Raw genomic sequence first — 9,024 nt, forward strand, 5'->3', positions numbered from 1 at the left:
TATTTAAATGTATTTGCGAAAGTCCTATTAAAAATAGAGTTTATTGTTTCTTTTAAATTTTAAAATAAGGTGAATTTTGGTTATTTTCTTCTTCTAAACTTTAATTTTTTGGTAACTAATGGTATTCTCTCAACCTCTAATGCATCAACTGTTGGATACACCTCAGAGATATATGCACTGAATTTAATTTCATATCTTGCCCTTTTCATCTCTTCTATCAAATCCTCCAATACAAATGGGTTTAGATAGATTTTATTTTCAACAATTTCAAATTCAACTTCATTATCTCTCAAAATTTCTGCTATCTCTTCCAAATCCTCTTTATTATCAAATATCATAATTCCCCTAAGCAATAAACCTTCATCTGTTATAACCTCATAATCCTTTGCCACATTTTTTGCCCTGTTTATAAGTCTATTCCTCAACTGGATGTTGTCCTTTAATGAGGATGGGCAGTAATTAATTATCATGTTTCCTTTAAAGTTTTCAGACACATATAGGGCAGTTTCTTCACTCCCCTTAATGGCTGAGGATATATCATCCTTAACCTCAAACCCTTTTGCGATTAAAGTGTCATAAGTTGTCTCTGAGAACTCCAACTCATTGATGTTTAAAAATTTAACCCCTATTTCATCCAACTTATATGCAAGATTTAAGATTTCTTTTTCCATGTTTGGAATAGATGGGATTTCAACTCCAACATCTTCAATATATTCCATACAGAGTTTTAATTTATCCAACAGAAGTTTATAATATTCTGTATTTGCACCTTCATTGAATATTTTTGTTGGATGTAGTCTAATTTCATCCAATCCTGCATCCTGCAATTTTTCCAATTTTTCTTTATCTATCAAATCTGGGGTTGTATATAGGTGGGCATGAAATTTTTCCCCGAACTCATCCTTCAATGCTTTCAAGTATTCACACGTCCTATCTATTCTTAAAAGTGGATTTCCACCAGTTATCCCTACACCCTTGCTACTACAAAGGTATGCCTCCTCTATAACCTCTTCAATAGATGTTATTTGCCTTTCGTTGGCATAAATCACATCTTTACCCTTTCTTTTTTCAGATAGTGGGCAGTAGTAGCAGTTTTGGTTACATAAGCCAGTAATGAATAAAACTAACTTCTCTCCTCTAATGCAGTATTGACAACCCTTTGGAAGTTCCATAACCACCACACTTCAAACATTTTGTGATATTCATAAAAAATTTTAAAAAATAAATCTAAACTTGTGAAATTTTAAAGAATTTATAATAAGTAAGTTCTAAATTTGGAGTGGACTGTTTTTATCAAAAAGATTAAAATTTAAGAAAAAATTTAATTTAAGAAGTTGTAATTTGTTAATTCTAAAATTTTAGATGATGGCTTATTCTTTTAAATAAAAAGCCATTTTTTCCTCATCTAAAATTAGCCCCCTCTTCCACTTAACAAATAGGTAGTATTTTTGGTCTTCTTTTAATTCTTCAACAATTCTTTTTGCTATAACTCTAACGATATCTTTATGTGTCCTCTCCTCAAAGTCCTTAAAACTTTCAAATGGCTTTTTTTCCCTCTCTTCAATTATTTGCCACATGTGTTTTTTTCCAATTTCTGGGAGAAGTTCTAACATGTGTTTTCTTGGTGTTATGCTTTGGCATTTGTTTAAAAAGTTTATAAACCTCTCTTCGTTATTTTTAACTGCCTCCATAACTACATATAACAATTCAGTTTTTGCAGTGTTTGTTAGGTTATCGTATTTTATCATTTTTGCAACATGGTCTATCTTATCCCTCTTTCCTCTTCCGATATATACTCTCTCTGCCAATCCAACTTCTATATCATCTTTTAAAATTAATTCCATCAACACAAACTGTTTTTCTCCAATGGCTTGAGCAATAGGTTTTCTCTCATGGATAGGTCTTGGATCATCGGAATATCCATAAGGTAAGTAATCTAAAACCCATGCGTAGTCTTCAAAGTCTTTCCTTTTTTTAGACTTAAAGTATTTTTTGACCATAATTACACCTTATACATGATTTTGTGAACATATCAATTTAAATTATTTAGTTTAATAAACAAAGGATATAATAATATTATTGCACATTTAAAATTTAAAACTTAATTAAATAACTTACAAAATTTTATATTACTCATAATATTTAATATTTAATTAAAATTTAGTCTAAAAATCATCATTTAAAACGAATTGAGGAAAATAGTAAACTTCAATTGTCATAAATACTTTTTATTATTTTATAGGTACTTTGCAACAATTTCTAAAATTTCATCTTTATTTGGTGGTAAATCTTCCCTATAGTAGATAACTCTTAAGTCATCATAATCTTCTGGAAGGATGTCCACTATTTTAACTGCATGTTTCTCATCAACCCCAATTTCCATTAATTCTTCAACCAACTTTTTTGCATCCTCAGGGGACAACTTTGCGAATTTTTGGAGGTAATCTAATGCACAACCATGTTCATAGGATAATTCCTCTCCTGCCATGTTTGTCATGATGGCCTTTGCCTCTGAAACTGTTATGTATTTTTGGCTGAGAATTTCTTTTCCTATCATATAATCCCTCCAATAATAAAAATTTAAAATAACAAAAAATAGGAATTGTTTATTATAATTTTATTATTTAACAAAAATATAAATTAAAAATAATTTATGCTTTGCAAGGCCTTAAGTGTTGTGGTCTTGCAATGATGAGTTTGTATTTTCCTCCATCTCTAACTCTAACAATGAATGCTCTACCTCTTTGTCCTACAACGATTCCTGTTCTTCCATGGTATCTTGGGTGTGGCATACCTTTATGGTATGATGGGTCAATGATGATATGGACATATTCTCCTTCCTTATATTTCTTTAACGCTCTTGTAATTGGGTAGAGACCTCTTTCTCTTGGGTGTTTTGAAAGTTTTTTTCTTGTTTTACTTCTAAATCCTTCACTTCTTTGTGCCATAATCAATCCTCCTGCGTGTTTTTATTATGTCCAATTGAAAACCACATTTAAAATTTTCGCTAAATTAATCATTTCATAATTTCTAAAAGAAACTTTAAGAAAGTTTCATCAAAGGGGTATATTTCACTTTCGTTAGAGAGAAGGGTATTGAAGGAAGATGAAGATAAGAAGCACACTTACATTGCTTAGGATGTTTCATCATGAATTTCTAAAACATCCAACTCTTTGCAAATACATTTTTTATTTAATATTTCGGAGATTGATGGAGATGTTCTTCCATCATCTCCACTTATAAGTTCTTTTATATATAGTCCTCCATCACAAAAAATCTTCATCTCAAAATGATTGTCATCTATTTTATGTGCCCAAACTTTATATACCTTACGGATTCTTGTTAAATCTGCCCTTCTATGTAAGACCCTCTTTGGTGTTTTTTGGTGTATTGTTAAGTTCTCACATGTATTAATAACCTTTTCTATATCTTCACTGGTTATTTTTTCCTCACACTCAACCAATGCACGATATGTTTTTTTATGTGGTTCATTTTTGAAGAAAACAACATCCTTCCTTTCACCGTACTCAAGGTTTAATATTTCCACTGTTCCACTCTTATTAACTTCTTCAGCAACCTTATTTAAATCTATTTTCCTTATTTTTGGTTCTTTTATTTCTAAAACAAATGGTCTCCCATTTCCTAACATTCTAACATCAATATCTTCCCTTCCAGCACCATGAAATACCTCTTTAGTTCCTTTTGTAACTTTCATGAATGGTTCTGCAATAATCTCTTCAACTGAGGTAGGATATCTCTTTCCAGTGAAGTTGCACTTTTCACATCCCTTTCCTCTGCAAAACCTACAATGCCAGTGCGTTTGCGGAATTCCTCTGACTAATTTCCTATATCTACCTTTTATGAATAATGGATTAACTTGCAAATAGATGTCTTTTGTGTATGGGTTTATGTGTATAACAATATCAGGATTTGTTTTGTCTGGTTGTTTGTTCATCTTTGCAGCAATGAGTTTACCAATCTCTCTCCCAAATTCCTGCCTTATGCTTTCCATATATGGTGTTTCTATTTCTTTCTCCAACTCCTTAATATCCTCTGGTATATGGGTTCCGACCATAAATGTATCGAATTCATATTCCTTTAATAATTCAATCGCTTTGTTTGCCAATTCTTCCATATAACTCTTTTCAAAAATTCCTTTACACCATGGACATTCTTCTACTATTTCTTCCTTAATTTCTTTGATTTTTATTTCTTTTAATCCACTTCTGTATAGGCATTTTAATAACCCTAAAATCTCATCTTTATTGCCACCGCCTTCTTCTATTTTCTTCAATAAAGATTCTAATTCCATACCTTTGACAATTTTTAATGCCTTTCCTCTCTCAAAGTTGTTTGTATGTAATAACTTTGCATACAACCTTCCAAAACATCTATGACATAATGGATACTTTTTTAAGATTTCAATGTTTATTTCCATAACACCACCAAATTTATTAATATTCTGAGGTAAATTATAATTGTTTGTGAAATTTACTAAAATTCATTTATATGCTAAATTTTTATGGTTGTTACTGGATTCAAATCTTAAAATAATTCAAATATTTCCTAAATTTGGATTACACCACATCTAACTAAGTTAATTGTAATAAGGTGATTTCATGATCATCAATGCTGATTTGCATATCCACTCCAAATACTCAGGAGGCACATCAAAGTATATGGACATAGAGCATATATTAAAATATGGTAAATTAAAAGGTTTGGATTTGATAGGAACAGGAGATTGTTTGCATGGAAAATATCTAAACGAGATTAAAAATTATAAGGACAAAAATCTATTGCTAACCACTGAAATTGAAGATATAAACAGAGTTCATCACCTTGTTTTTCTCCCATCAATATCAAAAGTTGAAGAATTGAGGGAGATATTAAAGAAATACTCAAAAAATATTGACGATGATGGAAGACCACGGGTCTTAATGGATGGAAAGGAACTAATTGAAGTTGTTCATGACGTTGGAGGTCTTATAGGGGCTGCACATGCTTTCACGCCGTGGACAAGTTTATATAAGTCATTTGACTCTGTTTATGACTGTTATGGAAAAAAACCTGATTTTATAGAACTTGGATTATCTGCTGATACTGATATGGCAGATATGATTAAAGAGTTGAGAGACATTCCATTTTTAAGCAATTCTGATGCTCATTCCTACCATCCACATAGGCTGGGGAGGGAATTTAACCAATTTGAGGTAGATTCTCTTGGAAATTTGGAGGAGAATTTTGAGGAGATTAAAAAAGCGATAAAAAACAATAAGATTGTTGCCAATTATGGTCTTGACCCAAAACTTGGGAAATATCATCTAACTGCATGCACAAAATGCTATTTAAGGTTTAAGTTGGAGGATGCAAAAAGATTGAACTTTAAATGCCCATGTGGAGGAACTATAAAGAAGGGTGTTTTGAGTAGGGTTGAGGAACTTAGCGATGGGCAAATTATCCATCCAAAATTCAGACCTCCATACTACAAGATAATTCCATTGGCGGAGATAATAAGTTTATCAACAAAGAGAGGCATTGGGACCCAAACCGTAAACAACTTATGGAAAAAATTCATTGAAAAATATAAAAATGAGATAAAGGTGCTTATAAATGCAGATATTGAGGAATTAAAGGAAATACATGAGGATGTTGGAAAAACCATTGAGTTGTTTAGAAGGGGAAAAATCTATATCTACCCGGGTGGAGGGGGGGAATATGGAAGAATTATGAAAACCCCTCCAAAGATAAATTGGTATGTTATGCAAAATACGCTTGATGCATGGCTCAATAGATAAAAATTTAATGATTAATTCATAAATTTAATTGTTGTTTTTCTTTTTCCTTTAAAGAATGGGTTGTCCACAACACCCGATTTCTGCCTATAAATTACTTCCATATGTGGGTAGGCGATTTCAACATCATCCACCTCCTCTAATTTGCTTAAGATATTTTTGATAATCTTTGTCTTTACGGTTGCCCATTCAAACACATTAACCAAATATCTAACCTTTATCTCAACACCATTATCTATAAAACGCATCCTTATAACTGGTTTGTCATAGATTTTTGATTTTGGGAAAATCCTTGGTTTATTCTTCCAAATCTTTGCTAATTTTCTCATCTCTTTACCAACGACTTCATCACACGCCTCAAGGATTAATTTCTCTGCTTTTCTCCAATCACTCTCATAGGTTATGGTAACTTTAACATTATCCCACACATAGGGTGAACCTTTTGAAAAATTAATAACAGGATTTGTTAATATGTATGAATTTGGTATGTTCAAACTCCTACCTGTTGGTTCTCCATCAACTTCTCTCAAACTTACATACATTGTGCCTATTTTATAGACATCTCCTCCTCCAATATCCTTTATGTAAATCCTATCGTTAATTTTAAAGGGGTGTGTAAATACAATAGTCAACCACCCTACAAAATTCATAATTGGTTTTTGCAAAGCGAGGGTTAAAGCCGCCCCCACAAGACCAAGGGACATTACAAGAGAGCCCACATCTTTATAAACAACAGAGGTTGCAATTAAAATAACACCAAACCATGTCGCATATTTAACCACTGAAGCAACGATAGGATATTCTCTTATATCCACCTTCTCAAAATACTTCCTTAACAACTCTAAGGTTATATCTAAGAATATCAAAGTTCCCAAAATCAACGCAATCAATATAATAATCTGATTACTATAATTCCCCAACTTCAGCAAATATTGGTAAAAATTTAACTTCATACTTAGATAATACAAAATTCCAAGTAAAATTACAACCTTAATTATAAATTTAGTCCTTAATATTAGGGTTTTTTCCGCCATAGTATCACATTAAATTAACTTTTAATAAATTCAATGACATAATTATAATTTTTCTTATCAAATAAAAATCTTTAAGTGAGAGTATGAAAGTATTGATGCCGACCATTTATTACCCTTTTATTGGAGGAATAACAATACATGTGGAAAATTTAGTAAAGCATATTGATGATTGCGAATTTCATATTTTAACATATCATAGCAATTACAACCAAAAATATGAAAATGTTGTTGTACATAAAATTCCATATATCCCAAAGATGAGGGGATTGACATACATGCTTAATGCCTACAAAATTGGGAGAGAGATAATTAGAAAAGAAAAGATTGACTTAATACACAGTCATTACGCGTTTCCGCAGGGGGTTGTTGGAGGATTGTTAAAGGGAAATTTGCCCAATATTCTAACATTACATGGTAGTGATGTTTTAAAACTTTCAAAATCCATTATTGGAAAACCTTTTTTTGATTATGCAGTAGGTAGGGCAGATAAAATCATCTGTGTAAGTGAGTTTTTAAGGAATAATTTAGGCGATAATTTTAAGAGAAAGGCAATTGTTATTCCAAATGGTGTTGACTTCAACTTATTTTATGGGGAGAATGATTTGGATTATGGTCTTTTTGTTGGCTCCTTTGTTGAGCAAAAGGGTTTGGATGTTTTAATTGATGCTATAAAAGATATTGATTTCAATTTTAAACTCATAGGGGATGGACCATTGTTTAATAAAATAAAAGAAAAAATAGAAAAGGAAAATATGAAACATGTTGAGTTATTGGGTAAAAAATCCCAAATAGAAGTGGCAAAATATATGAGGAATTGTAGTTTTCTTGTTCTTCCATCTATTTCAGAGGGTCTTGGGATGGTTTTACTTGAAGCGATGGCTTGTGGAAAGGCAGTTATAGCGACAAATGTTGGAGGTATCGGAGAGATTGTAAAGGATGGATACAATGGCTTTTTAGTTCCTCCGAATAATCCAAAAATCCTAAAGGATAAGATAAAAATACTAATAAATGACAAAAATTTGAGGGAGAAATTTGGTAAAAATGGAAAAGAGTTCTCTAAAAACTTCTCCTGGGAAAATGTAGCAAAGAAAGTAAGATCTATCTATGAGGAGTGTTATAATAACTTAAAGGATGATGTTTATGATAAAGGTGGTTTATATAACAAAACGCGGTGAAATTTTAGCAAACAAAATAAAAAAAATTTTAGATTACTATTACTATGAAAGTGAAGTTATTTACTCAAAAAATTTTAAAATAAGTGGTAGTGAAAGGGGACTCATCTTTATAATGGCGATGGGCATTGTTTTGAGGAAGTTTATCGATAAAATTAAAAACGACAAAATGACGGATGCATTTGTTGTTGTTTGTAGTGAGGATGGAAAATATATCATCCCTATCTTATCTAACCATTTGGGTGGGGGAAACTATTTCTCCAACCTAATTGCTAAGAATTTAAATGCGAATGTTGTTTTTACTACTGCTACCGATGTTAATGGAAAAGTTGGAATTGATGAACTATCCAAAATGTATTTTTTGGAAGTTCCAAAAAGAAAAGATATTTTAAAAATAAATAAAAAGGTTTTGAATGAGAAGGTTGATTTGGTTCTCCCAAAAAATTGGAAGCCTATTGGAAAGGTTTTGAGTACTTATGATATTTCCTATCACAATGAGGATTATGTTGTTGTTGATGATATTATCTTAAAACCAAAAAAGGTTGTTGTTGGTGTTGGAAGTAGAAAAAATATTGAAGGATATAAGGTTTATTGGGTGATAAAGAAGGCGTTGTTTTTGAGAAATATCCCATTGTGGAGAGTCGATGCATTCTCTACGATTGATGTTAAAAAGAATGAAAAAGGCATCTTAGAAACGGTTGAGAATTTTAGAAAACCATTGTTTATTTTTGGTAGGGATGAAGTTAATGAAGTTTATAAATTTAGGAACGATTTGGAAGAATCATTTTTTGTATTTAAAACCATTGGAGTTTATGGCGTTAGTGAGCCAGTTTCCATATTGGGAGTAAAAAAATTAACAGGTAAAAATTTTGACGAGATTGAGTTGATTTTGAAAAAATTTAAAAAAGATGGCGTTTCTATTGCTATATCAGTGGGTTGATTATTTAACATTTACATTATATCCCAATTTATTTTTATTAACTGATAGTGTGATTTAACACTATTAAAAATTAAGACCAAAAA

The 9,024-nt window shown here is 31.2% G+C and carries 9 protein-coding genes; 3 read left to right on the forward strand and 6 right to left on the reverse strand.

What is annotated here, in order from left to right:
* Nucleotides 1-80: 80 nt before the first annotated feature.
* The 5 genes from METFODRAFT_RS08510 to METFODRAFT_RS08530 form a co-directional block, all read right to left on the reverse strand.
* Nucleotides 81-1,172, reverse strand: coding sequence for a radical SAM protein (locus tag METFODRAFT_RS08510; protein ID WP_007045189.1), 1,092 nt, complete (start codon nucleotides 1,170-1,172; stop codon nucleotides 81-83).
* 198 nt (nucleotides 1,173-1,370) lie between these two features.
* Nucleotides 1,371-2,000, reverse strand: coding sequence for a DUF655 domain-containing protein (locus tag METFODRAFT_RS08515; protein WP_007045190.1), 630 nt, complete (start codon nucleotides 1,998-2,000; stop codon nucleotides 1,371-1,373).
* Between the two features lie 236 nt (nucleotides 2,001-2,236).
* Nucleotides 2,237-2,557, reverse strand: a complete 321-nt coding sequence (locus METFODRAFT_RS08520; RefSeq protein ID WP_007045191.1) for an RNA polymerase Rpb4 family protein — start codon at nucleotides 2,555-2,557, stop codon at nucleotides 2,237-2,239.
* Nucleotides 2,558-2,651: 94 nt separating this feature from the next.
* Nucleotides 2,652-2,948 carry a 50S ribosomal protein L21e gene (locus tag METFODRAFT_RS08525; RefSeq protein ID WP_007045192.1) on the reverse strand — a complete coding sequence of 99 codons (297 nt, stop codon included), beginning with the start codon at nucleotides 2,946-2,948 and terminating at the stop codon, nucleotides 2,652-2,654.
* Nucleotides 2,949-3,133: 185 nt separating this feature from the next.
* On the reverse strand, nucleotides 3,134-4,438 hold the full coding sequence (locus METFODRAFT_RS08530) for a tRNA pseudouridine(54/55) synthase Pus10 (RefSeq protein WP_007045193.1): 1,305 nt from the start codon (nucleotides 4,436-4,438) through the stop codon (nucleotides 3,134-3,136).
* A gap of 181 nt (nucleotides 4,439-4,619) precedes the next feature.
* Here METFODRAFT_RS08530 and METFODRAFT_RS08535 point away from each other — a divergent pair, with 181 nt between their 5' ends.
* Nucleotides 4,620-5,798, forward strand: a complete 1,179-nt coding sequence (locus METFODRAFT_RS08535) for a TIGR00375 family protein (RefSeq protein WP_007045194.1) — start codon at nucleotides 4,620-4,622, stop codon at nucleotides 5,796-5,798.
* 11 nt (nucleotides 5,799-5,809) lie between these two features.
* Here METFODRAFT_RS08535 and METFODRAFT_RS08540 read toward each other — a convergent pair whose 3' ends face one another.
* Nucleotides 5,810-6,829, reverse strand: coding sequence for a mechanosensitive ion channel family protein (locus METFODRAFT_RS08540; protein WP_007045195.1), 1,020 nt, complete (start codon nucleotides 6,827-6,829; stop codon nucleotides 5,810-5,812).
* Between the two features lie 83 nt (nucleotides 6,830-6,912).
* On the opposite strand from METFODRAFT_RS08540, the gene METFODRAFT_RS08545 reads away from it, so the two are divergent.
* Both METFODRAFT_RS08545 and METFODRAFT_RS08550 read left to right on the forward strand, forming a co-directional pair.
* Entirely contained in the window at nucleotides 6,913-8,004 is a 1,092-nt protein-coding gene (locus METFODRAFT_RS08545) for a glycosyltransferase family 4 protein (protein WP_007045196.1), read from the forward strand.
* Nucleotides 7,970-8,941 carry a cobalt-precorrin 5A hydrolase gene (locus tag METFODRAFT_RS08550; RefSeq protein ID WP_007045197.1) on the forward strand — a complete coding sequence of 324 codons (972 nt, stop codon included), beginning with the start codon at nucleotides 7,970-7,972 and terminating at the stop codon, nucleotides 8,939-8,941. The genes METFODRAFT_RS08545 and METFODRAFT_RS08550 overlap by 35 nt, the downstream gene beginning before the upstream one ends.
* Nucleotides 8,942-9,024 lie beyond the last annotated feature (83 nt).

The sequence above is a fragment of the Methanotorris formicicus Mc-S-70 genome (assembly GCF_000243455.1).
GTDB lineage: Archaea > AGJL01 > Methanococci > Methanococcales > Methanococcaceae > Methanotorris > Methanotorris formicicus.